Here is a 25,991-nt window from a genome sequence, read left to right as displayed (position 1 = left end):
ATGCCATCGGTCGGGAGAACAGTTCGCGATCTCATCGAGGCAGCTCTCGACGACACCGACCCCGACGGGCCGGTGCGCTGGCAGGTCATCTGCACGATCCGGGAGCGGGGCGATCTCGAGTCCTTCATCGAGGCACGCCGGCTGTGCGCCGCCCGCACCACCCCGGAGCGGCTGCTGGGCGTCGACATCCTGGGCTTGCTCCACATGTACGTGGACCGCACGCTGCCCGTCCTGCGCCAGGTGGCGGCCGGCGAGGACGACGCCATGGTGCTCTACTCGGTGCTGATCGCCTTCGGTCACCTGGCGGACCCTCGCTCGCTGCCCTCGGTGATCGATCTGGCCGATCACCACGACTCCCGCGTCAGGTACGGGGCGGCCTACGCGCTGCAGCACGTCCTCGGCGACCCGCCCGACCGGACCGGGCTCGACACGCTGCGCAGGCTGACCACCGACAGCGACGCCGACGTGGCCGGCTGGGCCGCGCTCGGCGTCGCGCTAGCCACGGGTCGCCAGGTCTAGGACGTCGGGCGGGATCTCCTCCACCCGGCCGCGGTCCCAGGGCAGCTCCAGCTCGCCCGCGCGCAGCACCACGTCGAGCACCATCGCGGTGAACCCCCACACCAGCATCCCCCGCACCCGGAAGGCCGGGCCCGCGAAGCCGCTGGGATGCCGCAGCACGATCCGGTTGCCGGGGTCGACGAGCTCGGCCACGGGCACCCGCTCCACGGACTCCACCTCGGTGGGTGAGGCCGCGTGCACGGCAGACGGCGTGTGCCACCAGCCGACCACCGGGGTGACCCGGTTGTCGCTGCGCCAGACGTAGAGCTCGGGCATCGTGCACAGCACGCGCACCCCGGCGGGCTCCAGGCCGGTCTCCTCCTCGGCCTCGCGCAGCGCCGCCTCGACCGGCCCGCCGTCCTCCGGGTCGACGCCGCCGCCCGGGAAGGCCGGCTGTCCCGCGTGTCTGCGGCCGAGCGAGCTGCGCTGGATGAGCAGCACGTCGGGGCCGAGCGGCCCCTCGCCGAACAGCAGCAGCACCGCGGCGGCCCGCCCGCCGCCTTCGGGAGGGGCCAGCTCGGCGGGGAAACGGGTGAGTACGGCCTTCGCCGCCAGTCGGTCGAGCCAGTCGGGCACGTCAGTCACGCAACCTCCAACACGCCAGGGCCATGAGGACTTCCCGGTCAGGAGAAGGGACCGGATCGCACCAGCTTGGCCGCCTCCTCGACGCTCGTGGGGCCGGTGCCGTACGAGGGGCAGAGCGCGGCCAGCGGGCAGACGCCGCACGCGGGCCGGCGCGCGTGGCAGATGCGGCGGCCGTGCCAGATCACCCGGTGCGAGAAGACCGTCCACTCGCCCTTGGGGATGAGCTCGCCGACGACCTGCTCGATCTTGACCGGGTCGGTCTCGTCGGTCCAGCCGAAGCGCCTGACCAGCCGCTGGAAGTGCGTGTCCACGGTGAGGCCCGGCACGCCGAAGGGCTCGCCGGTCACCGGGTCGTAGGCGTTGCCGAGCACGACGTTGGCCGTCTTGCGGCCCACGCCCGGCAGGGTGACCAGCTCGGCCAGAGTCTTCGGCACCTTGCCGCCGAAACGGTCGCGCAGCCCGGCCGACAGCCCCAGCAGCGACCTGGCCTTCGACCTGAAGAATCCGGTCGGCCGGATGATGGCCTCCAGCTCTTCGGGGTCGGCGACTGCCAGGTCGTCGGGCGTCGGGTAGCGGGCGAACAGGGCCGGGGTGGTCAGGTTCACCCGCACGTCGGTCGTCTGCGCCGACAGCACTGTCGCGACCAGGAGCTGGAAGGGATTCGCGAAGTCCAGCTCGCAGTGGGCGTCGGGGTAGGTCTCCGCGAGGATCCGGTTCATCCGCCTGGCCCGCCGCACCAGCCCCAGCCGCGTCTCCGGCTTGCGCCTGCGCGCACCCGCCACGTTCGTCGCCATGCCGCAAGGGTAAAACCCCGTGCCACCCGACAGGACCGGAACTTTTCCCCGCCCCGTTGAACTCAGGGGCCCGTCTCTGCGTACAACCGGGCGACAACGGCACTCGCCGCCGACTGTTCTTGGGAGAGACGGCGATGGATGTTCCTGGCAGGAACGCCGGTCAGGCCCTGCGGTTACCGGATCGGGGGAGGTCCGAGCCGCTCGCCGGCGCCGTACGGGCGCGGGGCCCCTTCAAGAGGGACGCGCTGCACCGGCTCGCGCTCGGCAGCGCCACGGCCATGGCCAGGCTGCACCTGGGCGGGGTCTCGGGACTGCGGCTGAGCCCGGAGACGGTGATCATCGGTGACCGCGGGCAGGCCCTCATCGACTGGCAGCTGCCCCGGCCGGGCGACGAGGACCTGCGGCCCGAGGACGTGCGCGACTGGTCGGACGTGGTCGTGTTCGCGGCGAGCGGCCGGTCCGCGGACGCCGACCCGGACCTGCTGCCTCCGGCACTGCGCTCGGTGGTGGAAGAGTGCCGCAGGCCGGACGCCGAGGCGCGCCCGGCCGCGGTCCACCTGGTGCGCATCCTGCTCGGCCACTCCACCGCGGCGCCGGTCGCCTCGGTGGAGGACCTGCTGAACGAGGCGGAGCAGCGGGCCATGGAACCCGTGCAGGACGCGGCGCCCGCGCCGAGGGCTCCCGCGCCGATCTGGCGCCGGCCGGTGTTCTACGCGGGCGTGGCGGCAGGAGCCTTCCTCGCGGCCATGGCCGCCGTCTCGCTCACCTCCGGCGACGAGCGCGCCCCCGCGCTGGCGGACATCGGCAACCGTACGGCCGCCTTCCAGCAGCGGGCCGAGCAGCCTCAGGCGGGCGACTCGCTCACCGCCGAGGGGACGCTGAGCTTCGCCCCCGCCGCCCCCACCGCCTACTCGATGCGGGTCACCTGCGGCCCAGCGAGCGCCACCCGCAGCGCGGACGTGCGGCTCGCCGCGGGCAAGGGCAGCGCGGACGGGGTCCCGTTCGACCTCGCCCGCCCGGCCGGCGACTCCTGCGTCCAGCAGTACGCGCTGCACGCCCGGCGCAACAGCTCGCCGTACACGATCCAGGCGCTGCTCGAAGCGGCGGGCACCGGGGCGAAGGTCACGATCGGCCCCGGGGGCGGCCGGACGGTCGCGGGCAGCGTGCCGCTGGAGAGCTTGCGCGGCGAGGAGACCATCGGCGCCTACGCGGGGGTGATCGCCTCGGGGCCGGTCGGGTTCGAGCTCCAGGTGGACGGAGACGGCCTTCCGGTACGGCTCCGGCTGGAGATGTCCAGTGGCAAGGCCGGCCCCCTGCTGAGCGAGACCGTGTACCGGAACTGGCGAGTCAACGGGGAGGCGTCCAATGGCTGAGGAATTCACCGCCGACCGGCAGGAGGCCGCGAGTGTCTCGCGGGACCTCAAGGCCATCCGCACCGCGCTGTCCGGGCCCGGCACCAGCGGCGGCGGGACCGGGTCCGCGAAGGTCGACGCCGCGCTGCGCGCGTTCTTCGAGGAGTCGTCCGACAACCGCGAGAAGATGGACCAGCTCCTGGAGCGAGCCGCCGGCCTACTGGACGCGCTGGTCGAGGGCACCGGCGGCCTGGACGGCTCTCTGGCCGGCTCGCTGTCGACGGGGAGCGCCTCGTGAACCGGTCGCCCCTGCTCCTCGGCCTGATCACCGGCGTCCTGGTCGCGGCCGGCGTCGCCTGGCTGATGTCCGGGCTGACGGGCACGAGCGAGCCCGTCGCCGAGATCCCGCGGCGCCTCACGCCCACGCCGGCCACGGCAGCGGCGGCGGCCGTGGATCCCACCCCGAAGAAGGCGGACTACGCGGGGCGGCTGAGCGGGGGCCGTGGGCTCGTCGCGCTGTCGATCCGCGGCGGCAAGGCGGTCGGCTACTTCTGCGACGGGCAGCGCGAGACCTGGCTGAAGGGCACGGCCACGAACAACGTCGTCACCCTGGCGGGGGCCCAGGACGAGGACGTCACGCTGGAGGCCCGGCTGCGCGAGGGCCGGGCGACCGGCAGGCTGGGCCTGGACGGGGACACCTGGCGGTTCACCGCGGCGACCGTGAAGAAGCCGTCGGGGCTGTACCGGGCGACCCAGGCCGTCCGCGGCTCGAAGATCGTCGGTGGCTGGATCGTGCTGCCCAGCGGCCGGCAGGTCGGCGCCATCAGCTTCGACGGCCTGCCGGAGCCCGCTCCCCTGCTCACCCCCGGCGAGGACGTCAGGACCTACGGCGTCACGCTGCGGCCCGAGGGCGTGGACGCCTTCTTCGACGGGGTCGTCGATGGCTGAGCTGCCCTTCGGGTTCACCGTGCGGGTGCCCGACTCCTGGTACGAGTTCGACGTGTGGCGGGCCGGACGCACCGCGGACCTGGCCCGGGCCGTGGACGCCCGGATCGCGGCCGCCCCCTCGCTCGCGCCGCACCGGCCGGTGCTGCTCAAGCTGCTGCGGGAGGTCGCCGAGCTCGCCGGGCGGCACGGCGCGGTGTTCGCCGCCACCATGACCGACCACGAAGAGGACGCGGGCACCGTGCTGGCCACGCTGATGGCCTTCCACACCCCGGGACACCCCGACCCGGCCGGCAACACCGTCGAGGCGATCGCCGCCGACGTCGTCGCGATCCCGCCGCGGGACGGCACGCACGTCTGGCGGGACGTGCGGATCGTGGACGGCCCCGCGGGCCGGGCGGTGCGGGTGAGCGGGGTGGAGACCGGCGCGGTGGTCATGCACACCCTGGTCCCCGCGCCCGGCGGCGACGGCGTGCTGGACCTCGTGCTGACCAGCCCGCAGCTCGACCTCACCGAGCCCATGCTCGACCTGTTCGACGCGATCAGCGCCACCCTGGCCTGGTCCGACGGGAGAAGAAACCAAGGAGAGTGAGTTTTCATGGCAGGTGGCACCCACCACTTGAGCTTCCCTCAGGTGGAGAACAGCGCGAACCGCCTGAACAAGGAGAAGGAGGACATCGAGAGCCGGCTGATGCAGCTGAAGTCGATGATCGACCAGCTCGTCGGCAGCGACTTCGTCACCGAGCGGGCGTCCGGCAAGTTCCAGCAGGACTACGAACAGTGGAACACCGGCGCCAAGCAGGTCATGCAGGGACTCGAAGGCATGAGCCAGTTCCTCAAGACCGCGATCGCCAAGCACCGCGAGCTCGACGCCTCGCTCAGCTCAGGAGGGTGACGCCATGAGCATGCCGGCCGGATGGGACGTGCTCGGCCTGCCCGGCGATCCCGCGCCGGGAGATCCCGGCCAGGTCCGCGCGCTCGCCGGTCGGCTGCTCGACGAGGCGCGGCGGGCCGACGACAACACCGCCAAGCTGAGCGCGGTGTCCGGCAACAGCGGGGCGCTGAAGATGCGGGGCGACTACGCGCCCAAGTACACCGAGGCTCTCGGCGAGCTGCCGGGCGAGCTGGCCAAGCTCGGCAAGGCCTACCGCGGCGCCGGCGACGCGCTGATGGCCTACGCGGGCAGCCTGGAGCAGGCCAAGACCCAGGCGGGCACGGCCCTGCGCCAGGGCAGGTCGGCCGCCGAGCAGTATCAGGGCGCGGTCAGGGAGATCCAGGCCCGGTTACCCGGCGGGGTCTCCGGGGGGCTGCGCGAGCTGGAGTCCGCCGTCAGCGCCGCCGACCCGGCCGTCCAGGCGTCCGTGCGCCCCGCCGTACAGCGAGCCCAGAGCGCCGAGGCGGACCGGTCACGCGCCCGCAGGCTCGCCGACGAGGCGGCCCGGCTGCGCGGCGACGCCGAGGACCGCGCCGTCAGGCAGATCGAGCAGGCGGGCAGCGGCATCAAGAACAAGACGCTGCTGCGCAAGGCGCTGGACACGGTGACCGCGCCGTTCCGCTCCTGGGACGCCTTCGTCGACTTCGCCGGCAAGGTCGCCCTGGTCGCGGGCGTGATCGTGCTGGTCATCGGCACCGGCGGGCTGGCCGGGGCGATACTCGCCGGAGTCGCCGTCGCCGCGGGCGCGGTGGTGCTGGCCGACTCGCTGAACAAGTACCGCCAGGGCAAGGTCGGCCTGGGCCAGGTGGCGCTGGACGCCCTGGGCGTGATCCCCGGCGGCAGGAGCGTCGGCCTCCTGGCACGCGGCGGCGCCGCCGTCGCCGGGTTGCGAGGCGCCGCGGCGGCCGTGCGAGGCGGCGGGGGCAGGCTCGCCGGTCTCGGCGCCCGGGGCGCAGCCTCCATCCGCTCGGCCATGACCTCGCTCAAGGGCCGCGCCACGACGGCCGCGAGCTCCGCCTGGACCAGGGCGAAGCAGGCCTTCAGCAACGATCCCGTGCACTTCCCCACCGGGGTGGTGATCCTTCCGCAGCGTGACGTCGAGCTGCCGGGCGTGCTGCCGCTCGTGCTGGAGCGGACCCATCTGTCCGACTACGGGACGGGCCGCTGGTTCGGACGGTCGTGGAGCTCCACCTTCGACCAGCGGCTGGAGATCGACGACGACGGCGTCTGCCTGGCGACCGCCTCCGGCGCCCTGCTGGCCTTCCCGCATCCCGAGGACGGGCTGCCCGCCCACCCCGAGCAGGGGCCGCGCCTGGAGCTGCGTGAGCAGGACGGGGCGTACACCGTCACCGACCCCGAGAGCGGGCAGATCACGCACTTCTCCGGGTTCTTCGGGAGGCTGGGCGTGGTCCCGCTCGCGGCCGTCGCCGACCGCAACGGCAACCGGATCGACTTCCGCTACACCCCGGACGGGGTCCCCTCCGAAGTGGTGCACTCCGGTGGCTACCACCTCGACGTGGAGACCCATGACGGGCTGATCGTCTCCATCCGTCTGCGGGGGGCCGGCCAGACGCTGCTCTCCTACGCCTACGACGAGGCGGGGGACCTGGTCGAGGTGGTCAACTCCTCCGGGCTGCCGCTCCTGTTCGGCTACGACGGGCAGGGCAGGATGACGCGCTGGGAGGACCGGATCGGCTCCTGGTACGCCTACTCCTACGACGGGCAGGGCAGGTGCGTGCGCGGCTCGGGGTCGGCGGGCGTCTTCGACATCGACATCGAGTACGGCGACGGCGTCACGCGGGCCAGCGACTCGCTACGACATGTCACGACTTATCACTACAACGAGCTGTTCCAGGTCGTACGGGAGATCGATCCCCTGGGACACGAGACCCGCTACGCCTGGGACCGGCACGGCCGCCTGCTCGCGCGGACCGACCCCCTGGGCCGCACCGTCCGCTACGACTACGACGACGTCCTGACCGCGATCATCCGCCCCGACGGCGCCGAGCGCCGCTTCGTCAACAACGAGCTGCACCTGCCGGTCCTCGTGACCGACTTCGACGGCACCGCCTGGCCCCGCGAGTACGACGAGCGGGGCAACCTCACCGGCGACACCCAGCAGACCTACGCCTACGACGAGCTGGGCCACCTCACCGCCGTCACCGACGCCCTGGGGCACGCCCACTCCGTGGAGACCGACCCCGCCGGCCTGCCCACCGCCGTGACGGACCCCCTCGGCGCCACCACCCGCTACGAGCGCGACCCCTTCGGCCGCGTCACCGCCATCACCGACCCGCTGGGTGCCATCACCCGCCACACCTGGACCGTCGAGGGCCGGCTCGCCGGCCGGACCCAGCCCGGCGGCGCCACCGAGCAGTGGCGCCACGACGCCGAAGGCAACCTGACCGAGCACCTCGACGCCCTCGGCCAGTCCACCCGCGTCGAGATCGGCCCGTTCGACCAGCCCGTCGCCCGCACCACCCCGGACGGCGCCCGCCTGGAGTTCGCCTACGACACCGAACTCCGCCTGACCACGGTCACCGACCCGCAGGGCCTCACCTGGCGCTACGACTACGACCCCGCGGGCGACCTCATCCGCGAGACCGACTTCAACTCCCGCGTCCTGACCTACGGCCGCGACCCGGCAGGCGACCTGGTCGAGCGCGTCAACGGCGCGGGAGAGAGCACGACCTACACCAGGGACCCGCTCGGCCAGGTGACCGAGCAGCGCTCCGGCGACCGCCTCACCACCTTCGAACGCGACCCGCTGGGCCGCCTGACGCGCGCCGTCAACCCCGACGCCGACGTCCGCTTCGAGCGCGACGCCCACGGCCGCGTCACCGCCGAGACCTGCAACGGCCGCACCGTCACCTCCGCCTACGACGCGCTGGGCCGCCGCGTCCTGCGCCGCACCCCCTCTGGCGCCGAGAGCACCTGGGACTACAACGCCCGCGACCAGGTCATGTCCCTCCAGACGGCCGGCCACACGCTGCACTTCAGCTACGACCCCGCCGGCCGCGAGACCGCCCGCCACCTGGGCACCGCCGTGGCCTTCACCCACGAGTGGGACCCCGACTCCCGCCTGCGCTCGCAGACCCTCCTGGCCGGCCGCTCCCGCGTCCTGCAGCAGCGCACGTACGCCTACCGCCCCGACGGCCACCTCACCGGGATCGACGACCTGCTGTCCGGGCACCGCCACTTCGACCTGGACCCGCTCGGCCGCGTGACAGCGGTGACGGGCGCCGGCTGGGCCGAGCGTTACGCCTACGACCCGGCGGGCCGCATCACCGACGCCGCCTGGCCCGCCCCCACCGGCGCCGACGGCGCCCGCTCCTACGAAGGCACCCTGATCCGCCGCGCGGGCCGCGTCAGCTACGAGCACGACGCCCAGGGGCGCACGACCCTGCGCCGGCAGAAGTCCCTGTCGTCCGGCCCCCGCACCTGGCACTACACCTGGGACGCCGACGACCGTCTCACCGGCGTGTCGACCCCGGACGGCACGAGGTGGCGCTACCTGTACGACGCCCTGGGCCGCCGCGTCGCCAAGGAACGGGCGGACGGCTCGGACCGGGTGGACGGCTCGGACCGGGTGGACTTCGTGTGGGACGGCGTGCTCCTGGCCGAGCGGTTCCACGCCGGACGCGCGACCGTCTGGGACTGGGAACCGGGCACCTTCCGCCCGCTCAGCCAGGCCGAACGCGTCCCGCTCAGGGACGCACCCCAGGAATGGGTCGACGAGCGCTTCTACGCCATCGCCACGGACCTCATCGGCACCCCGACGGAACTGGTCACCCCCGACGGCACCCTGGCCTGGCGCACCCGCCAGTCCCTCTGGGGCAGCCCCCTCGCCCCCGCCCCGGGAGAGGCCGACTGCCCGCTGCGCTTCCCCGGCCAGTACGCGGACGAGGAATCAGGGCTGCACTACAACTACTTCCGCCACTACGACCCCGACACGGCAAGGTATGCCAGCGACGACCCGATCGGAATGGCGGGCGGGTGGGATCCGCACCATTACGTCCACAACTCGAATCGGTGGTCCGACCCCCTCGGCCTGGCGCCGTACAACCATCTGATCGCCGGTCCGAAACTCGGTGTCCTGCGCGTCTCGGCCCTCGCTCCGTCACCTTCGGAGATTCGGGCCGCCGAGCACATGGCAGCGAGAGGTCATAGGGTTCTGCTCCGAGATCCCGTTGGAACTCGCGCAGGAGGCGGGACCAGCGATCTGCTCGTGGACGGCGTCCGCTGGGATGTGTACACGCCACGCACCGCCAACGTGAACAGGATCGTCAGCGCGGTCGCCTCCAAGGGCAGCCAGGTCCACGGAGGCGGGGTCGTCGTCGATCTGGCAGATACGCCGGTCAACGCCGCAGACCTGGCGAACCTGGCGCAACGGGTATCAGGAACAGGCGGACGAGTCAGCGAAGTCGTGGTGATTCCATAATGGCGAAGTTCTATTGCAGGTGCGGCACGATCATCAGGACCAGCGGCGAGATACCGAACCCAACAGAGTGGAAGTTGATGTCCGACACGGACTTCGACCGATTCCAGGGGACCGTGGACGTCGAGGAAATCTATCTGGCCGCCAAGTCCATGTTCCGATGCCCGACATGCGGCCGGCTCTGGATTTTCTGGGACGGTTTCGACGGAGATCCCCAATGCTACGCGCCTGAAGATTTGGAATAGGCGACCCACCCGGCACCCGCCGTCAGACCTGCGCGAGCTGGATGAGGTCCAGGCGGCGCGCACCGGCCAGATACCCCCGCCCGGGCGGCCCGGTGAAGTACTGGTCGGGCTCCAGCGCGATCCCGTGCTCGCGCGCCACCACCCGGCTGGGCGGCGTGAGCAGCAACCGCATGCCGGAGCGCAGGATCTCGCTCACCACCCCCGACAGCGACCGTCGCTGCCCTTCGAGCACCGGCAGGGCGTCCCCGCACAGGACGAGGGCCTTCCGTCCCAGCTCGGACATCGCGGTGATCTCCTGGAGCAACGTCGGCAGGGTCTCGAAGTTCTTCTCCGACGGGGTCACCGTGAGCTGGTCGAAGTCGTCCACCACTATGGCGAAGCGGTCGCCGTCGAAGGAGGCCGCCGCCTCGCGCAGGTCGGCGTCGGTGAACGAGGTGCCGGTCAGCGTACGGGCGCCCGGCAGCGAGCGGGCGAGCGGGGACCGGGGCGGGGCCAGGGCCAGGACGGGGACGCCGGACCTGAGCAGCCCGGTGGCCAGGACGAGAGCGGCGTTGGTGCGGCCGGAGCCCGGTGGGCCGGAGACGAGCATCAGGTGCGGGCCCGCGTCCCACAGGTCGAGCGCGACGGTGGACACGTCGGGGCCGCCGACGCCGATGGGCAGGCCGGGCGTGCGGTCCATCAGGTCCTGGGCGATGGTGACCGGGAGCGGCGGGAAGGGGCGAGCCAAGGGGGTCGCGGGCGGGACTCGTACGGACGGCGGGTCCGGCGGCGGGAGGCAGACCTGGACGTGTAAGCCGGTGGCGGCCTCGATGGCACGGCCGGGCAGGATCGGCGGGGACACCATGCCGGAGGTCAGGTGGGAGCGGCGGGTCTCCTCGCGGGGGAACGGCAGGAACAGCCGCTGCGAGAACAGGTCCGGCGTCTTGCCGCGCAGCATGTCGTAGCCGCCGACCGCGACGGTGTGCACGCCGACCTGCGGACCGCTCGCGACCATCCCGCGTACGGTCACCAGCAGCGCGGATTCGAAGAAGTCGGGGTTGCTGCGGTCCTCGAAGCACTCCCAGCCGTCGATGACGAGCACGATGACGGGGTCAGGCCGCCGGTCCGGGGTGAGGCGGGCGAGTTTGCGGCGTTCGACCTCGGCCGCCAGCCAGGTCACCAGGCGGCGGACGCGGTCCGGCTCGGCGGCGGAGACCACGGCCCCGCAGTGCGGCAGGGACTCGTGGGCCGCCAGCCCGCCCGGCTGGTTCTCGATGACGTACAACCACACCTGGCCGGGGTCGCAGCGCTCGGCGAGGCCGGCGATCAGGGTTCGGGCGAACGTGGTACGGCCCGACTGCGGCCCGCCCGCCACCAGGAGGCGCTCGGTGCCCGCGAGGTCCAGGGCCATGGCCGGCTGCGCCTGGTGGACCGGGTCGTCCATGAGCCCGAACGGGATGCCCCCGGTGGGCGGCAGGGCCGCCGGCGAGAGCGAGGCGGGCAGCGGGGGCAGCAGCGGCCGGAACGGCGGGTCCATCGGCACCCGCCCGCACGCCGCGATCACGGCCTCGATCGCGAGGTCCTGGTCCGTACGGCTGCCGCTCGGCACGCCGGCGGGCTCGGGACGGGGCAGGCCGAGCGCGGGCCAGGGAACGAGGCGGGCGGTGGCGGGAGCGGCGCCGGTGGGAGGGGGGTTGCCGAGGTATCCGGTCTGGAAGAGCTGAGGCGTGCGCTGCTCGGCGCCCACGCGCATGATCATGCCGCGGCCGCGCAGGCGGGAGGGGATCGCGGCGGCGTCGGGGACGCCGAGGACCTCGGTGCTGTCGGAGGGCTCATTCTGGCGCAGGGTGACACGCAGCGAGATGTTGTTCTTCAGCTCGGGTGAGAGCTTGCCCTGCAGCGACTGGGTGGCCAGGACCAGGTGCATGCCGAGGGATCGGCCCTTGGCGGCGACGTTGACGAGCTCGCGCAGGAAGTCCGGCGAGGTCTCCAGAACCCTGGCGAACTCGTCGAAGACCATGACGAGCCTGGGCAGGCTGCCTCCCGCGGCCCAGTAGGCGTCGATCTCGCCGCCGTACCTGGCCAGGATGGCCTCGCGGCGACGCACCTCCGCCCGGACGGAGGCGAGCACGCGCAGGGCGGCGGCCTCGTCGAAGACGTCGGCGGCGGTGTCGCCGGTGGAGCGGATCAGGCTGACCACGTGCGGGCAGTGCTCGAACGGCAGGAACGCGCTGCCTCCCTTGAAGTCGACCAGCACGAGGTTCAGCTCGTCGGGGCGGTTGGTCAGCAGCAGCGAGGTGACCAGGGTCTGCAGCAGGATGCTCTTGCCCGCGCCGGTGGCGCCGCCCAGCATGGTGTGCGGCCCGTCGGCAGCGAGGTCGACGGTGACGGGCCCGGAGCCGTCGCCGCCGATCACGACGGCCGTGGTCGGGCCGGGGGCCGCGCTCCACCGGGCCAGGACGGCGCCGGCGTCGGGGGCGCCGAGTTCGAGCAGGTCGAGCAGGCGGGCGGCGGCGGGGATGGTGTTCTCGGCGCGGGCCAGGGTGAGCCGGTCGCGCATGGGGGCCAGGGCGCGGGCGATCCGCCCGGCCGCCTCCTCGCCGAGGTATTCGGGCTGGACGGGCACCGGCAGCCCCTGCCTGCCCCTGGTGAGCAGCAGATGGGTGCCGTCGAGTTCGCACACGCCGCGGCACTCGTTCAGGCTGCGCTGGTCGGCGCAGATGACGTACACGCCGACTGAGGGGCCCTCGCGCAGCACCTCCTTCATGCCGGGGATGTCGCGCAGCGCCCGCGCGCCGTCGAGGACCACGACGATCTCCTCGGCGAAACGGGTCTCTCTGGAGGCCTTGACGGCCTTCATGCGCTCGGTCACCACGTCCTTGAGCTCTTCGACGCGTGCCGTCCTGGTCTGAGGGGTGTTGCCGACCAGGCAGGGGAAGGCGGCGTCCGCGCCCGCGTCGAGGTGCGGCAGCCAGCGCGTCCAGGCCAGGTGCTCGCCGCCGGAGGCGGTGATGACGACCAGGCGCAGCTCGTCGGGGCCGCGCAGGGTGCCGAGCTGGACGAGCAGCCATCGGAGCAGGGCGTCGGTCGACGGCGGCGGGCCGATGACGCCGAGCACGCCGATCTCGCGCAGGTCGACGGTGACAGGGACGCCGCGCAGCACCGGCTGTTCGAACTCCGGCCAGGGCTCGCCGTTCAGCTCGATGGTGGCGGGCTCCTCCGCGACGCCGACGCGCAGTGTCAGGCCGTCGGAGGAGTCGGCGTTGCGCGGCCACAGTCCCGGGCCCTCGTGGGTGGCCGCGATGGTGAGGTCCACCTCGTCGGGCGCGACCAGCCGGCGCAGCCAGTGCTCGCGCACCACGTGCTGCCGGATGCGCTCGTTCGTCTCGCTCTTGCGCGCGTCGAACTCGCGCTCCCGCATCTTGCGCTGGCGGCCTTCGGCCCACTGCGTGCCGAGGAAGGTGATGGGGGTGAGCAGTCCAAACAGTAAGAAGTACGGACTTTTCAGGAAAACGGCCATCAGCACGGCGATGGGCAGCGGGATCAGCGAGGAGAGCAGCTGGACCGCGAAGTTGCGCGGCGTGGCCTCGCTCCTCGGCAGCTCGATCCGCTCGGCGGGAACCGCGGGAGCCGGCGCGAAGGCGCGGTCGAAGTCGATGCGCCCGTCCTTGCCCCGCGTCGCCCGCAGCCGGCCCGGAGGCAGCGGCACCCACCGCAGCCGGTCGTCCCCCACCTGGAGCACCGACTCTGGCCGCAGCGGCGTGGGCCCCTCGATCGCGACCTCGTCCACGAGCGTGGCCCCGGCGGAGTCCAGAGCCACCACCGTGACCTCACCCGTCCAGGACACCTCCAGGAACGCGTGCCGCCCGGAGATCCGCTGGTCCCTCTGCAGGACGATGTCCGGCCCCAGCCCGCCGATGACGTGGTTGCCGGGGCTGAGCCAGATCACGCGGCCCGCGTCCGGCCCGGCGAACACGCGGACCGCCCCGGCCGCAGCCACCGGTCGCAGCGGCCTGGTCCGCGCCGGCTCCCCCACGCTGATGACCGACCCGCACACGAGCGGGCTGTCGGCCACGGTGGCGTCCGGATCGAGCTTGCCGGTGCCGACGAAGCACGGCCGCCCGTCGACGGGCAGGGGCAGGGCTCGCAGCAGCGAGGAGATCAGCGTGTCCGGTGCCGCCGTCACCTCGACGTCGTGCTCAGCGGGGATCGCCGGGTCCCGGACCGTCAACCGGATGATCATAAATCCCCTCTCCAGGGGACTCGACCGCATCTATGGGTGAATCTAGCCGAACGTCAGGCCCGCGAAAGGGTACGAGTAAGCATGTTGACTGTTTTGTTCGTACACTTCGCCGTGAGGATCACCGCGATCAGCGGCTTGACCGGGGGTGCCACGTCGAGCCCGACTTACGCGACACATGAGGCGAGTCCTGACCCATCGGGCATTCCTCTAACCTAAGTGTGCCGCCTTCAGTGGGGTGAGTCACAATGGCAGCAGAGGAGGCAGAGTGAACACCGAAGATGTGCTGGGCAAGGCCCCCCTGTTCGCCGCGCTCGACCGCGAGAGCGCCGCGGCGCTGCGGACGAGCATCACCGAGGTCCAGCTGTCCAAGGGACAGACCCTCTTCCACGAGAACGAGACGGGCGATCGCCTCTACGTCGTGCTCGACGGCAAGATCAAGCTGTCCCGCACCTCGCCCGACGGTCGCGAGAACCTGCTCAGCGTGCTGGGCCCGAGCGAGATGTTCGGCGAGCTGTCGCTGTTCGACCCGCGGCCGCGCACCGCGACCGCGACCGCGCTGACCGACGTGCGGCTGGCCGGGCTGGGCCACGACGACCTGCGCCCCTGGCTGACCGGCCGCCCCGAGGTGGCCCTGCACCTGCTGCGCGCACTCGCCCAGCGGCTGCGCCGCACCAACGACGTGCTGGCCGACCTGGTCTTCACCGACGTGCCCGGCCGGGTGGCCAAGCAGCTGCTCGACCTGGCCGAGCGGTTCGGCGCCAAGACCGACGACGGCGTCCGCGTCCACCACGACCTCACCCAGGAGGAGCTGGCCCAGCTCGTGGGCGCCTCCCGGGAGACGGTCAACAAGGCCCTGGCCGACTTCGCTCAGCGCGGCTGGCTGCGCATCGAGGCCAAGGCCGTCGTCATCCTGGACATGGACCGGCTCTACAACCGCTCCAGATAGTCGAGCTGGGCCCGCACCGACATCTCGGCGGCGGGCCAGAGCGACCTGTCCACATCCGCGTAGACGACCTTCACGATCTCCCGCGGAGTGCGCGCGCCCTGCCGTCGCGCCTCCTTGATCTGCTCCAGCCGCTCGCGCCGGTGCGCGATGTAGCCGTCGAGCGCCCCGATCGGGTCGGGCAGCACCGGGCCGTGGCCGGGCAGCAGCGCCTGCGCCTCCAGGCTCTCCGCCGCCAGCCTGAGCCTGTCGAGGCTGCGCAGATAGTCGGCCAGGCCGCCGTCCTTGGCGACGATCGTGGTGCCCCTGCCCAGCACGGTGTCTCCGGTCAGCATCGCCCGGTCCGCCGGCAGCCAGAAGCACAGCGAGTCGAAGGAGTGCCCCGGCGTGCCGTACACGTGGATCTCCAGCCCGTCCACGGTCACCACGTCACCGTCGGCCAGGCCCTCCTCGCCCAGCCTGTGGCGCGGGTCGAGGGCCCGCACCGGCGCGTTGACCAGCTCGGCGAAGCGCCTGGCGCCGCCGCTGTGGTCGAAGTGGCCGTGGGTCAGCAGGATCTCGGTCACCCGGCGCTCGCCCAGGTGGTCGCGGACCCTGCGCAGGTGCGCCTCGTCCTCGGGGCCGGGGTCGACGACCACCACCTCGTGCGTGCCGATGACCCAGGTGTTGGTGCCGTCGAGCGTCATGGCCGACGGGTTGGGCGCGAGCAGGTTCTCGGCGTGCTCGGTACGCGAGCCGTCTGGGGTGCCCAGCGGGATGTGCAGGCCGCTCATGGGGCCACCAGCCTGAACTCGCCGTCGACCTCCACGACCTGCGGCACGATCGTGACGATCTCTCGCTCGGCTGCGAGCACGGACTCCACCCCGGAGTGGCCGGCCAGCTCGGTGAGCGTGTGATAGGTGGGCGGCATCAGGAAGATCTCCCCCTTGCGGGCCAGCTCGACCGCCTCGGCGGGGCGCTGCCACACCACCTGGTCGGCCTCGCCGCCGACGTCGCGGGTGCGCTGCCCCTCGGGGAGCACGGCGGCGAAGAAACGGGTGTCGAAGCGTTTGGGCTCGATCGTCGGCGTGACCCAGTGCGCCCAGGGCTTGAGCAGGTCGGAGCGGAGCACCAGGCCACGCTTGGCCAGGAAGTCGGCGAAGGCCAGGCTCCTGTCGATGAGCGCCAGCCGGTCGGCCTCCCAGTCGTCGCCGGTGGTGTCGGCGACGACCGAGTCCGGGCCGGGGCCGGCGAGCAACACGCCCGACTCCTCGAACGTCTCCCGCACGGCGGCGCAGACCAGGCCCCTGGCCACCGCCTCGCTCGCGCCGAAGGCCCGGCCCCAGTAGGCCGGTGTCGGGCCCGCCCAGGCCACGGCGTGGTCGGTGTCGCGCGGATCCACCGAGCCGCCGGGGAAGACGTACGCACCGGCGGCGAAGGCCATGGTGGCCTTGCGGCGGAGCAGATAGACCTGGACGCCGTCGGGGCGGCCCGCGCGCAGGATCGCCACCGTGGCGGCGTCCCGCGCAGGGGCCGGATCGACGCGTCCAGCGAGGATGCCCCTCGCTCGCTCGGCGAGCTCGTCCGGGAGCCGGAAACCAGCCACATGACCTCCTTCTAGAACATCACTCGGTCATGGTGACATATCCGACTTTCAGGAGACCTCCGCGATCAGCTCCACTTCCACCGGAGCGTCGAGCGGGAGGGCGGCCACGCCCACGGCGCTGCGCGCGTGCTTGCCCGCCTCGCCGAACACCTCGGCCAGCAGCTCGCTCGCCCCGTTGGCCACCTGCGGCTGCTCGGTGAAGTCGGGGGCGCTGGCGACGAAGACCACGACCTTGACGATCCGCTTGACCTTGGCCAGGTCGCCGATCTCGGCCTTCAGCGCTGCGATCGCGTTGAGCGCGCAGATGCGGGCCTGCGCGCGGCCCTCGTCCACGCCCAGGTCGACGCCGAGCTTGCCGGTCTGGTGCAGCTTGCCCTCCACCATGGGCACCTGGCCCGAGGTGTAGACCAGATCGCCGGTGCGGGCGGTGGGGACGTAGGCGGCCAGCGGCGCGACCACGTCGGGCAGCGTCAGCCCGAGGTCGGCGATCCTCTGCTCAGGACTCACTGCTTCTCCCGCTTGAAGTAGGCGACCAGCTGCTCGGACGTGGCACCCTGCACGATCTGGACCAGCTCCCAGCCGTCGGCGCCGAAGTTGTCGAGGATCATCTTGGTGTTGTGTATCAGCACCGGGGCCGTGAGGTACTCCCATTTCTTCATGGGGCTCAGCGTAGTGTGAGCAATCTCAAAGGGTGTTCGCGGGCTTTCGGCAAGTGACCGTTCGGTAGCCTCGAAGTCGTGGACTCTGCGGACACGGATTGGGACGGCGTGCGACTTCACGTCGTCACCGGCAAGGGCGGCACCGGCAAGACCACGGTCGCCGCCGCCCTCGCCCTCGCGCTCGCCTCCGGCGGCCGCAAGGTGCTGCTGGTGGAGGTGGAGGGCCGGCAGGGCATCGCGCAGATCTTCGATCTGCCGCCGCTGCCCTACGAGGAGCGCAGGATCGCCGTGGCGCCCTCCGGAGGTGACGTGTACGCGCTGGCCATCGATCCCGAGGAGGCCATGCTCGAGTACATGGAGATGTTCTACGGGATGCGCAGGGCTGGGCGGGCGCTGACCAAGATGGGCGTCGTCGACTTCGCCACCACCGTCGCCCCGGGCTTTCGCGACGTGCTGGTCACCGGCAAGACCACCGAGGCCGTGCGCCGGCGCGGCAAGAACGGCAAGCGGGTGTACGACGCGGTCGTCCTCGACGCGCCGCCCACCGGCCGCATCACGCGCTTCCTGAACGTCACCCAGGAAGTCGCGGGCCTGGCAAGGGTCGGGCCGATCAAGAACCATTCAGATCTGGTGCACGGCGTCGTAAAAAGTCCGGAAACAGCGGTGCATTTCGTGACATTGCTCGAAGAGATGCCGGTGCAGGAGACGCTCGACGGCATCGCCGAAGCGCGCGCGGCAGGGCTGCCGACCGGCGGCATCTTCATCAACATGGTCCGCGAGAGCCTCCTGCCCCAGGCCACGCTTGACATGGCTGTAAAGGGCCGCTTCGACATCGGCGATCTGGCGCTCGGACTCAAGTCGGCCGGGCTCGCCGACAGCGCCGACGCCGCCTCGCTCGCCGAAGCGCTCGCCGACGAGGTCGTCGAGCACGCCCGCCGCACCGAGCTGGAGCGCTCCGAACGCGAGTCGCTGGCCGGCGTCACGCTGCCACGCTATGACCTGCCGCTGCTCACCGACGGGGTGGACCTGGCAGGGCTGTACGAGCTGGCCGACAGCATCCGCAACCAGGGAGCAGCGTGAAGAAGCCCGCCACCCTCGACATCGACGCCATCCTCGACGACCGGGGCACCAGGATCATCGTCTGCTGCGGCTCGGGCGGCGTCGGCAAGACGACCACGGCCGCCGCGCTCGGGTTGCGCGCGGCCGAGCGCGGCAGGTGCGCGGTCGTGCTGACCGTGGACCCCGCCAGGCGCCTGGCGCAGTCGATGGGGCTGACCGAGCTGGACAACACCCCGCGCCTGATCACGCAGGGCGACGGCGACGGGCAGCTGTTCGCGATGATGCTCGACATGAAGCGTACGTTCGACGAGATCATCGAGGCGCACGCCGACCCCGAGCGGGCCCGCCAGATCCTGTCGAACCCCTTCTACCAGTCGCTGTCGTCGAGCTTCTCCGGCACCCAGGAGTACATGGCGATGGAGAAGCTGGGCCAGCTCCGCCGCTCCGACGAGTGGGATCTGATCATCGTCGACACGCCGCCTTCCAGGTCCGCGCTCGACTTCCTCGACGCGCCCGAACGGCTCGGCCGCTTCCTCGACGGCCGGTTCATCCGGCTGCTGACCGCCCCCGCCAAGGCCGGGGGGCGCAGCGCGTTCCGGCTGCTCAACGCCGGATTCGGAATCGTCGCGGGGGCCATGACCAAGCTGCTCGGCGCGCAGGTGCTCAAGGACCTGCAGACGTTCGTGTCGGCACTCGACGCCGTCTTCGGCGGCTTCAGACAGCGGGCCGAGATGACCTACAAGCTGCTCCAGGCCCCCGGCACCGCCTTCCTCGTCGTCGCCGCCCCGGAGCGTGACGCCATGCGCGAGGCCTCCTACTTCGTGGAGCGGCTCGCCGAGGAGCGCATGCCGCTGGCGGGCCTGGTGGTCAACCGGGTGCACGAGTCCCCCGCCGCGACGCTCTCAGGAGTGCGCAGCGCCGCCGCCGCGGAGGATCTGGAGACCAGGGGCGAGCACGACCTGACCGCCGCCGTGCTGCGGCTGCACACCGGCAGGATGCAGCTCGCCGCTCGCGAACACCGGGAGCAGGAGCACTTCGTCAGCGCGCACCCCACGGTGCCGGTCGCCAAGGTGCCCGCCATGACCGAGGACGTCCACGACCTGGAGGGCCTGCGCCGCATCGGGGAGCTCCTGGCGAGCGCATGAGAGTACGGCCGGCGACACCACCGGCCGTACTCATGCGCGGACCATCAGCCTGCGATCAGCTCGTTGGTCCGTTCGTACTCTTCCTTGGCGGACTCGAGCAGCTCACGCCACGAGTCCACATCGGGCCGCCGCCGCAGCAGCGCGCGCCGTTCGCGTTCGGTCATACCGCCCCACACCCCGAACTCGATGCGATTGTCGAGCGCATCGGCGAGGCATTCGGTACGGACAGGGCATCCTCGACAGATCAGCTTCGCCCTGTTCTGCGCAGCTCCCTGGACGAACAGCGCGTCCGGATCCGCACCTCGACAGGCGGCACGGGAGGTCCAATCCGTGATCCACATTTCGACCCCACTCCCCTTAGGTGGTCAGTCGTCATTTGGGGCCGACGGGCGCGGGCGCCGAGCCTCCGTATTCAGTTGCCGCAGGGAGAACGTACGCAACTAGACGTTCGGGCCGACAGACCCCAGAGGACCAATTTCTCGCCGTAGTCTTGACCGGGAATGACTAGTCACCCCTCCCAGTCAAGGCGAAATGGTGTCGTGTTACCGATAAGGTCACCCTTTCGACGTACTCTTGGTTGTGTGCAAGCTCGAGGCAAAGATCGTTCCTCTCCGGTACTGAACGTCGTCAAGCTGATCGCGGCCGGCGCGATAGCCGGTGTGCTGGCGGCAGCCGTGGCGCTGCCCGCCATCGGGGGTGCGGGAGTCTCCGCCAAGAGCGGCATGGAGATGCTCGATCTCAAGCCGGAGGAGCTCGAGGAGCCGCCGCTGTCGGAGCGCACCGAGCTGGTCGACGCGGACGGCAAGCGGATCGCCCAGTTCTACTTCGAGAACCGCCAGTCCGTGACCCTGGACCAGGTCGCGCCCATCATGCGGACGGCGCTCATCGCGATCGAGGACTTCCGCTTCTACCAGCACGGCCCGATCGACCTCGAAGGCACCACCCGGGCGTTGATCAAGAACCTTACCACCGGCGGCGTGACGCAGGGCGGCTCCTCGATCACCCAGCAGTACGTCAAGCAGGTGCTGTTCAACGCGGCGGAGACCCCCGAGGAGCAGGCCGCGGCCATCGCCCCGACGGTCTCGCGCAAGCTCAGCGAACTGCGCTACGCGATGGCGATCGAGCGGAAGTACACCAAGGACCAGATCCTGGAGCGCTACCTCAACATCGCCTACTTCGGCGCCGGAGCCCACGGCATCCAGGCGGCCGCCAAGCGCTTCTTCGACAAGCCGGCCTCCAAGCTCACCCTGGTCCAGGCCGCCACTCTCGCCGGCGCCGTCCAGAACCCCGCCAGGACCGACCCGAACGTCGGCCCCAAGTCCAGGGCGCTGCTGCTGGAACGGCGCAACATCGTCCTCGACCGGATGGCCGTACTCGAGAACATCACTCCGCAGGAGGCCGCCGAGGCCAAGGCGAAGAAGCTCGGCTACAAGGACGTCAAGTTCCCCGGCGGCTGCGAGGTGAGCGACTTCCCGTACTTCTGCCTCTACGTGCAGAACGAGATCCTGCTCAACGAGGACTTCGGCAAGACCGCCAAGGACCGCCTGAAGCTCCTGCAGCGCGGCGGCCTGACGATCAAGACCACGATCGACCCGAAGATGCAGAAGGCCGCCGACAAGGCCATCAAGAAGTGGGTCAGCTCCAAGGACAAGCCGATCGCGGCGCAGGCCATGATCGTGCCGGGCACCGGCGAGATCAAGGCGATGGCCGCCTCCCGCAAGTTCGGCGGCAACAAGAAGAAGAACGAGATCAGCTACAACCTGGTCGCCGACGTCGCGCACGGCGGCGGGCGCGGCTTCCAGCAGGGCTCCACGGCCAAGGCCTACACGCTGGCCACCGCGCTCGAAGAGGGGCTGAAGTACGGCGACGGCTTCCCGTCCCCGGCCGGCTACGAGGCCTCCAGCTTCGGCGCGTTCAAGGACTGCAAGGGCAAGCCGGTCGGCGACCCCAGCCACACGGTCCGCAACTCCAGCGAGGGCGGCGGCGGCTTCAAGACCCTGCAGACGGGCACCTGGGGCTCGGTCAACACCTTCTTCATGAGGCTGGAGGAGAAGGTCGGCCTGTGCAAGGTCGTCAAGCTGGCCAAGCGCATCGGGCTCAAGCGCGCCGACGGCGGCAAGCTGGGCGAGTTCGAGACGTTCACGCTCGGCATCAACGAGGTCGACCCCGTCACCGTCGCCAACTCCTACGCCGTCTTCGCCGCCCGCGGCAAATACTGCAAGCCGCTCGCGGTCACCGAGGTCAAGGACCGCTACGGCAAGGTCACCCGGTTCAAGCCCAAGTGCTCCCAGGTCATGGACGAGGAGGTCGCCGACGCCGTCAGCGGTGTCCTGGAGGGCGTCTTCACCAAGGGCACGATGAGCGGCGTCGGCGGCATCGGCCGCGACGCCGCCGGCAAGACCGGCACCACCGACGGCTACACGGCGGCGTGGTTCGCCGGCTACACCCCGAACCTGTCGTCCGCGGTCAGCGTCGGCGACCCGCGCGGCGCCTTCAACCACGACCTCACCGGCGTCACCATCGGCGGCCGCTACTACCCGTACGTGTACGGCGCGTCCATCGCCGGCCCCGTCTGGAAAGAATCCATGATCGCCGCGCTCAAGGGCATCGAGCCGACCAGGTTCCACCCGGTCGACCAGTCCAGGTTCGGCGGCTGCAGCGACAACTGCGCGCCCAAGCCCAAGAAGAAGGACCGGGACGACAGGGGCGACGACGACGACGGCGGCCGCCCCGACATCGGCGACCCGCTCGACCTCTTCGACGACCGGGGCGACAGGCGCGGCCGCGGCGGCGTCAACCAGCTGTTCCCGCCCAACGACTGACGAGGCGACGGCCTCCGGCATCCACCTGCCGGAGGCCCCTGCCGCGCGTCGCTCAGGACGACAGTCGCGAGCGCACGGCGGCGGCCACCCGGCCGCCCTCGGCCCGCCCGGCCACCTTCGGGTTGACGGCCTTCATGACCTGCCCCATGGCCTGCGGGCCGGAGGCTCCCGTCTCGGCCACGGCCTCGTCGACGAGCCTGCCCAGCTCCTCGTCCGACAGCTGCGCGGGCAGGTACGCCTCCAGCACCGCCTGCTCGTCGAGCTCCGCCTGGGCCTGCTCGGCGCGCCCGGCGTTGCCGAACGCCTCCGCCGCCTCCCTGCGCTTCTTCGCCTCCTTGGTCAGCACCTTGATGATCTCCTCGTCGGAGAGCTCCCTGGCCTGCTTGCCGGCGACCTCCTCGACGTTCACGGCGGCCAGTGCCATCCGAATCGTCCGGAGACGAACCTCGTCCCGGCCCTTAAGCGAGGCCGTCAGATCGGCCTTCAGCTTGTCCTTCAATGCGCTCATGCGGTCCATCTTGCCGCGTGCGTGGACGGCCCGTGCCGTATGTCGGGCATCATGAAGAGGTGAGGAAAGCAGTCGCAGTGCCCCTTTCAGTGCTGGGTTTCGGCCTGGCCGGGCTCGGATACGCCTCGGTCGTGGAGCGCAACTGGTTCCGGTTGCGCCGCTTCGACGTGCCGGTCCTGGCCCGGGGACAGCGCCCCGTACGCATCCTGCACCTGTCCGACCTGCACCTGACGCCGCGCCGCACCATGCTGATCAACTGGGTGCGCTCGCTCGGCTCTCTGGAGCCCGACCTGGTGGTCAACACCGGCGACTCGATCGCCCACCCCGAGGCCGTCCCGTCGCTGCTGCACGCCCTGGAGCCGCTGCTGTCGCGCCCCGGCCTGTTCGTGTACGGCTCCAACGACCTCTACGCCCCCAAGCCCAAGAACCCGGTCCGCTACCTGTGGCGCACCTCCAAGAACGAGCGCCGCCAGCACGTCCCCTCCCTGCCGTGGGAGGAGCTCGGCGCCGGCATGGCGGCCGAGGGCTGGCTGGACATGAACAACACCACGGCCCGCATCAAGGTCGGCGACCTCGACGTCGCCGTGGCCGGCATCCACGACTCCCACATCTCCCGCGACCGCTACGACCTCGTGGCCGGCCCCGCCCCCACGGACGCGGACCTCCGCCTGGGCGTCATGCACTCGCCGGAGCCGCGCAACATGACCCGCTTCGCCGACGACGGCTACCAGCTCCTGCTGGCCGGCCACACCCACGGCGGCCAGCTCTGCATCCCCTTCTACGGCGCCCTCGTCACCAACTGCGGCATCGACAGGGCCCGCGTCAAGGGTCTGAGCCGCCACGAGAGGGCCTGGTTGCACGTCTCGGCCGGCCTCGGCACCTCGCCGTACGCCCCGGCCCGCTTCGCCTGCTTCCCGGAGGCGACGCTGCTCACTCTGGTACCGAAGCGCTGACGGTCACAAGCACCCCCGAAGTCGGCTAGACTTTCCCAGGCACGCGCAAGACGGCGTGCACCGGGGTGTAGCGCAGCTTGGCAGCGCGCTTCGTTCGGGACGAAGAGGTCGTGGGTTCAAATCCCGCCACCCCGACGCTGTTTGACCAGGTAAAGGGCTTGATCCGCTTAGCGGGTCAGGCCCTTTTCCGTTTCTGGAAGTCGATGGGAGCCAATCGGGGAGCCGACTCACTCGGACTCAATCCCGTCGGCCTGTCGCCGAGGATTGTGTTCATGGTGGGCGCCCTTGGTGATCACCGGCTTGAGCTGGTGCCGGTAGACCGCTTCCGTGACGCTGGTGCCCGTCGAGATCGGCGATGGTCTCGATGGGTACGCCCTGGTCACTCATGATGGAGACGAACGAGTGACGCAGCTCGCGGGGTGTTTCCCATGCCCGCGTTCTTGGTGATGTGCCGGAACGCTCGCCGTACGTTCGCCGCGTCCAGCGGGGTGCCGACGTTCGTGCAGAACACCAGATCGTGCTCTTGTCATGCCTCGCCCGCTTTGAGCGTGGCGGGTGTGGTGTCGCCGGAGAGCCTCGGCAGCGAGCTTGGGTAGTTCCAGCGTGCGTCGTGACTTGCGGGTCTTGGTGTCACCTCCCACTCGCCGGCTCGCCACACGTAGATGGCGAACCTCTTGTGCTCGAACCCGGCCTCGGTCACCGGGTGCCATACCTTCAGGCGACGACGTGGTCCCAGGGCAGTGCGCGGGCTTCCTCGGTACGGACGCATCGCTTCTGCCTGTCGGACTTACTGACAGTTGATGTCAGTGAACCGCCGTTACCGTCTGGGCCATGGATAACGACTTCGATGTCGAGAAGTTCGTCGACCGCTATACCGCCGTATGGAACGAGCCCGACCCCGCCCTTCGCCGCAGGGCGATCGCCGGGCTGTGGGCCGAGGACGGCGTGGAGTTCACCGACTCAGCCGAACACCGCGGGCACCAGGCCCTGGAGGCCCGGATCACCGAGACCCACGAGCGGCTGGTGAGACAGGGCGGGTTCGTCTTCCGGGCAGCCGCGGACGCCGTCGGCCACCACGACGCCATCCGCTTCACCACCTACATGGTTCCCGCCGGCGGCGGTGAGATCGCCTGGACCGGGTTCGTCTTCGTCAGACTCGACGACGACGGACGGATCCGGCACGACTACCAGTTCGGCGACCCGCCATCTCCCGGGGTGGCCAGGGGAACCAGTCCGGGGACCCGGGCCGTGGTCGAGGAGTTCCTGCGCCGAAGCCGGCAGGGGGACCCCGATCGGATCGCCGAACTGTACGCGCCGGAGGTCGACTGGCGGGTGGACTGGCCGGTCGAGGAGCACGCGGCGGTGCCCTGGATCCGTCCCCGGTCCACCCGCGCCGACGTCGCCGATCACTTCCGCACGTTCGGCGAGCACTGCGTGCCAGCCGAGGGCCACGTGTCGATCGACGACATACTGATCGACGGACCCGACGCCGTACTGGTCGGGACGAGCTCGCAACGGGTGAAGGACACCGGTAACCGCTTCACCATGACCTTCGCACTGCGCCTCACCGTCGAAGGCGGCCTGTTCACACGGCACCACATGTATGAGGACAGCCTCGCGGTCGCCGAGGCGTTCTTGATCGAATGACCGCAGGCGGCGCTCGGGAGACCGATCAGGGTTTCCGACGCCGCCTGTGTGGTCATGACCAGGTCAGGTTCACCGGCAGCCCGGAAGAGGCCCTCGACCTCGTCTGCGACATCTACGTCACGAACGCCTGACCGCTGAGCCAGCACATGATCCAGCTTTCAGGCCACCCCCCGTGGGACTTCCGGCACTTAGCGGCGCCGTCGAACCGGGTCCAGCCGGAAGCGGCTGAGGTATGTGTCATCTCGTGTGGACACAGGACCTCAGCGTCGCAGGCGTCGAGCCTGGGGGCGAGGCTCCGGCTGGACGGGGAGAGCTGGGGGGCGATCAGTGGGTGATGCACATCGGCACGAGGTCTCCGGTATGAGGGGACACGGCGATGGGGGACTCCGGAGCGCCGGGCTCAAAGGTCGGTTGCGGGCGCGTATCAGGACGGCGACCGGGCGTTTGCGGACATTCGCTACCGATTCGAACGGCCGATGCAGGCCGGGATGGCGGGTGCCCTTGTCGTGGTCGCGCGCCCGGTAGGAGCTCGGGGCTCTCACCGACAAGCCCGCTCGATGCGGCGCGTCATCAGGTGGGTGTAGGACGTCTCGCCCA

24 protein-coding genes and 1 tRNA gene are annotated in these 25,991 nt (G+C 71.1%); 15 read left to right on the top strand and 10 right to left on the bottom strand.

Annotation, left to right across the window (positions count from 1 at the left end; all coding sequences use genetic code 11):
• Entirely contained in the window at positions 1-519 is a 519-nt protein-coding gene (locus V5E28_RS30870) for a HEAT repeat domain-containing protein (RefSeq protein ID WP_336212118.1), read from the top strand.
• Here the strand turns inward: V5E28_RS30870 and V5E28_RS30865 are convergent.
• Together V5E28_RS30865 and nth are read right to left on the bottom strand one after the other, a co-directional pair.
• Complete coding sequence (locus V5E28_RS30865; RefSeq protein ID WP_442945890.1) at positions 496-1,143, bottom strand: NUDIX hydrolase; 648 nt, start codon at positions 1,141-1,143, stop codon at positions 496-498. The two genes, V5E28_RS30870 and V5E28_RS30865, sit on opposite strands and share 24 nt — an antisense overlap.
• Positions 1,144-1,181: 38 nt before the next feature.
• Positions 1,182-1,937: an endonuclease III gene (nth, locus tag V5E28_RS30860; RefSeq protein WP_336212116.1), complete on the bottom strand. Its 756-nt coding sequence runs from the start codon at positions 1,935-1,937 to the stop codon at positions 1,182-1,184.
• A 134-nt stretch (positions 1,938-2,071) separates the two neighbouring features.
• Here nth and V5E28_RS30855 point away from each other — a divergent pair, with 134 nt between their 5' ends.
• The 7 genes from V5E28_RS30855 to V5E28_RS30825 are packed head-to-tail and all read left to right on the top strand — an operon-like array spanning position 2,072 to position 9,851.
• Positions 2,072-3,310 (top strand): hypothetical protein, encoded by a 1,239-nt coding sequence (locus tag V5E28_RS30855; protein ID WP_336212114.1) that lies wholly within the window; start codon positions 2,072-2,074, stop codon positions 3,308-3,310.
• Positions 3,303-3,587, top strand: coding sequence for a hypothetical protein (locus V5E28_RS30850; protein ID WP_336212112.1), 285 nt, complete (start codon positions 3,303-3,305; stop codon positions 3,585-3,587). Before V5E28_RS30855 ends, V5E28_RS30850 begins: the two co-directional genes overlap by 8 nt.
• A complete protein-coding gene (locus tag V5E28_RS30845; protein WP_336212111.1) occupies positions 3,584-4,237 on the top strand; it encodes a hypothetical protein in 654 nt (217 codons plus the stop codon). Before V5E28_RS30850 ends, V5E28_RS30845 begins: the two co-directional genes overlap by 4 nt.
• Positions 4,230-4,826 (top strand): hypothetical protein, encoded by a 597-nt coding sequence (locus tag V5E28_RS30840; RefSeq protein ID WP_336212110.1) that lies wholly within the window; start codon positions 4,230-4,232, stop codon positions 4,824-4,826. The genes V5E28_RS30845 and V5E28_RS30840 overlap by 8 nt, the downstream gene beginning before the upstream one ends.
• Before the next feature lie 6 nt (positions 4,827-4,832).
• Positions 4,833-5,129 carry a WXG100 family type VII secretion target gene (locus tag V5E28_RS30835; protein WP_336212109.1) on the top strand — a complete coding sequence of 99 codons (297 nt, stop codon included), beginning with the start codon at positions 4,833-4,835 and terminating at the stop codon, positions 5,127-5,129.
• 4 nt (positions 5,130-5,133) lie between these two features.
• On the top strand, positions 5,134-9,609 hold the full coding sequence (locus V5E28_RS30830; protein ID WP_336212107.1) for a DUF6531 domain-containing protein: 4,476 nt from the start codon (positions 5,134-5,136) through the stop codon (positions 9,607-9,609).
• On the top strand, positions 9,609-9,851 hold the full coding sequence (locus tag V5E28_RS30825) for a hypothetical protein (protein ID WP_336212105.1): 243 nt from the start codon (positions 9,609-9,611) through the stop codon (positions 9,849-9,851). The genes V5E28_RS30830 and V5E28_RS30825 overlap by 1 nt, the downstream gene beginning before the upstream one ends.
• A 22-nt stretch (positions 9,852-9,873) precedes the next feature.
• Here V5E28_RS30825 and V5E28_RS30820 read toward each other — a convergent pair whose 3' ends face one another.
• Positions 9,874-14,061 (bottom strand): FtsK/SpoIIIE domain-containing protein, encoded by a 4,188-nt coding sequence (locus V5E28_RS30820; protein ID WP_336212103.1) that lies wholly within the window; start codon positions 14,059-14,061, stop codon positions 9,874-9,876.
• Between the two features lie 277 nt (positions 14,062-14,338).
• Between V5E28_RS30820 and V5E28_RS30815 the strand changes: the two genes are divergently transcribed.
• A complete protein-coding gene (locus tag V5E28_RS30815) occupies positions 14,339-15,019 on the top strand; it encodes a Crp/Fnr family transcriptional regulator (protein WP_336212102.1) in 681 nt (226 codons plus the stop codon).
• On the opposite strand, the gene V5E28_RS30810 is transcribed toward V5E28_RS30815, so the two are convergent.
• The 4 genes from V5E28_RS30810 to V5E28_RS30795 are packed head-to-tail and all read right to left on the bottom strand — an operon-like array spanning position 15,001 to position 17,260.
• Positions 15,001-15,789, bottom strand: coding sequence for an MBL fold metallo-hydrolase (locus tag V5E28_RS30810; protein ID WP_336212101.1), 789 nt, complete (start codon positions 15,787-15,789; stop codon positions 15,001-15,003). The two genes, V5E28_RS30815 and V5E28_RS30810, sit on opposite strands and share 19 nt — an antisense overlap.
• Positions 15,786-16,601 (bottom strand): NUDIX hydrolase, encoded by an 816-nt coding sequence (locus V5E28_RS30805; RefSeq protein WP_336212099.1) that lies wholly within the window; start codon positions 16,599-16,601, stop codon positions 15,786-15,788. Before V5E28_RS30805 ends, V5E28_RS30810 begins: the two co-directional genes overlap by 4 nt.
• Before the next feature lie 48 nt (positions 16,602-16,649).
• Positions 16,650-17,108, bottom strand: coding sequence for a RidA family protein (locus tag V5E28_RS30800; protein WP_336212097.1), 459 nt, complete (start codon positions 17,106-17,108; stop codon positions 16,650-16,652).
• On the bottom strand, positions 17,105-17,260 hold the full coding sequence (locus tag V5E28_RS30795) for a hypothetical protein (protein ID WP_336212095.1): 156 nt from the start codon (positions 17,258-17,260) through the stop codon (positions 17,105-17,107). The genes V5E28_RS30800 and V5E28_RS30795 overlap by 4 nt, the downstream gene beginning before the upstream one ends.
• Positions 17,261-17,338: 78 nt before the next feature.
• Here V5E28_RS30795 and V5E28_RS30790 point away from each other — a divergent pair, with 78 nt between their 5' ends.
• Together V5E28_RS30790 and V5E28_RS30785 are read left to right on the top strand one after the other, a co-directional pair.
• Positions 17,339-18,340 carry an ArsA-related P-loop ATPase gene (locus tag V5E28_RS30790; protein WP_336212093.1) on the top strand — a complete coding sequence of 334 codons (1,002 nt, stop codon included), beginning with the start codon at positions 17,339-17,341 and terminating at the stop codon, positions 18,338-18,340.
• Positions 18,337-19,464: an ArsA family ATPase gene (locus tag V5E28_RS30785; protein WP_336212091.1), complete on the top strand. Its 1,128-nt coding sequence runs from the start codon at positions 18,337-18,339 to the stop codon at positions 19,462-19,464. The genes V5E28_RS30790 and V5E28_RS30785 overlap by 4 nt, the downstream gene beginning before the upstream one ends.
• Positions 19,465-19,508: 44 nt before the next feature.
• Here the strand turns inward: V5E28_RS30785 and V5E28_RS30780 are convergent, their stop codons facing one another.
• Positions 19,509-19,805 (bottom strand): WhiB family transcriptional regulator, encoded by a 297-nt coding sequence (locus V5E28_RS30780; RefSeq protein ID WP_148036282.1) that lies wholly within the window; start codon positions 19,803-19,805, stop codon positions 19,509-19,511.
• A gap of 240 nt (positions 19,806-20,045) precedes the next feature.
• On the opposite strand from V5E28_RS30780, the gene V5E28_RS30775 reads away from it, so the two are divergent.
• The gene (locus V5E28_RS30775; protein ID WP_336212087.1) at positions 20,046-22,286 is read left to right on the top strand and encodes a transglycosylase domain-containing protein; all 2,241 of its coding nucleotides are present in this window, start codon (positions 20,046-20,048) and stop codon (positions 22,284-22,286) included.
• A gap of 52 nt (positions 22,287-22,338) precedes the next feature.
• On the opposite strand, the gene V5E28_RS30770 is transcribed toward V5E28_RS30775, so the two are convergent.
• On the bottom strand, positions 22,339-22,794 hold the full coding sequence (locus tag V5E28_RS30770) for a GatB/YqeY domain-containing protein (RefSeq protein ID WP_336212085.1): 456 nt from the start codon (positions 22,792-22,794) through the stop codon (positions 22,339-22,341).
• Positions 22,795-22,871: 77 nt separating this feature from the next.
• Here V5E28_RS30770 and V5E28_RS30765 point away from each other — a divergent pair, with 77 nt between their 5' ends.
• Both V5E28_RS30765 and V5E28_RS30760 read left to right on the top strand, forming a co-directional pair.
• Complete coding sequence (locus V5E28_RS30765; RefSeq protein WP_336212082.1) at positions 22,872-23,747, top strand: metallophosphoesterase; 876 nt, start codon at positions 22,872-22,874, stop codon at positions 23,745-23,747.
• A 61-nt stretch (positions 23,748-23,808) separates the two neighbouring features.
• Positions 23,809-23,882: transfer RNA gene (locus tag V5E28_RS30760), tRNA-Pro, on the top strand.
• Positions 23,883-24,273: 391 nt separating this feature from the next.
• On the opposite strand, the gene V5E28_RS30755 is transcribed toward V5E28_RS30760, so the two are convergent.
• Positions 24,274-24,447, bottom strand: a complete 174-nt coding sequence (locus V5E28_RS30755; protein WP_336212080.1) for a hypothetical protein — start codon at positions 24,445-24,447, stop codon at positions 24,274-24,276.
• Between the two features lie 131 nt (positions 24,448-24,578).
• On the opposite strand from V5E28_RS30755, the gene V5E28_RS30750 reads away from it, so the two are divergent.
• Positions 24,579-25,394 carry a nuclear transport factor 2 family protein gene (locus V5E28_RS30750; RefSeq protein ID WP_336212078.1) on the top strand — a complete coding sequence of 272 codons (816 nt, stop codon included), beginning with the start codon at positions 24,579-24,581 and terminating at the stop codon, positions 25,392-25,394.
• Positions 25,395-25,991 lie beyond the last annotated feature (597 nt).

The sequence above is a fragment of the Nonomuraea sp. LPB2021202275-12-8 genome, assembly GCF_037044575.1.
In the GTDB taxonomy this organism is placed as follows: Bacteria; Actinomycetota; Actinomycetes; order Streptosporangiales; family Streptosporangiaceae; genus Nonomuraea.
Note: the sequence above shows the minus strand (reverse complement) of the source record. Positions and strands in the feature narration are given on the sequence as shown.

Coding starts and splice junctions, on each gene's coding strand:
- V5E28_RS30795 (WP_336212095.1), bottom strand. CDS start 17,260: ATGAAGAAATGGGAGTACCTCACGGCCCCGGTGCTGATACACAACACC.
- V5E28_RS30825 (WP_336212105.1), top strand. CDS start 9,609: ATGGCGAAGTTCTATTGCAGGTGCGGCACGATCATCAGGACCAGCGGC.
- V5E28_RS30855 (WP_336212114.1), top strand. CDS start 2,072: ATGGATGTTCCTGGCAGGAACGCCGGTCAGGCCCTGCGGTTACCGGAT.
- V5E28_RS30750 (WP_336212078.1), top strand. CDS start 24,579: ATGGATAACGACTTCGATGTCGAGAAGTTCGTCGACCGCTATACCGCC.
- V5E28_RS30870 (WP_336212118.1), top strand. CDS start 1: ATGCCATCGGTCGGGAGAACAGTTCGCGATCTCATCGAGGCAGCTCTC.
- V5E28_RS30835 (WP_336212109.1), top strand. CDS start 4,833: ATGGCAGGTGGCACCCACCACTTGAGCTTCCCTCAGGTGGAGAACAGC.
- V5E28_RS30830 (WP_336212107.1), top strand. CDS start 5,134: ATGAGCATGCCGGCCGGATGGGACGTGCTCGGCCTGCCCGGCGATCCC.
- nth (WP_336212116.1), bottom strand. CDS start 1,937: ATGGCGACGAACGTGGCGGGTGCGCGCAGGCGCAAGCCGGAGACGCGG.
- V5E28_RS30770 (WP_336212085.1), bottom strand. CDS start 22,794: ATGAGCGCATTGAAGGACAAGCTGAAGGCCGATCTGACGGCCTCGCTT.
- V5E28_RS30810 (WP_336212101.1), bottom strand. CDS start 15,789: ATGAGCGGCCTGCACATCCCGCTGGGCACCCCAGACGGCTCGCGTACC.
- V5E28_RS30840 (WP_336212110.1), top strand. CDS start 4,230: ATGGCTGAGCTGCCCTTCGGGTTCACCGTGCGGGTGCCCGACTCCTGG.
- V5E28_RS30850 (WP_336212112.1), top strand. CDS start 3,303: ATGGCTGAGGAATTCACCGCCGACCGGCAGGAGGCCGCGAGTGTCTCG.
- V5E28_RS30780 (WP_148036282.1), bottom strand. CDS start 19,805: ATGTGGATCACGGATTGGACCTCCCGTGCCGCCTGTCGAGGTGCGGAT.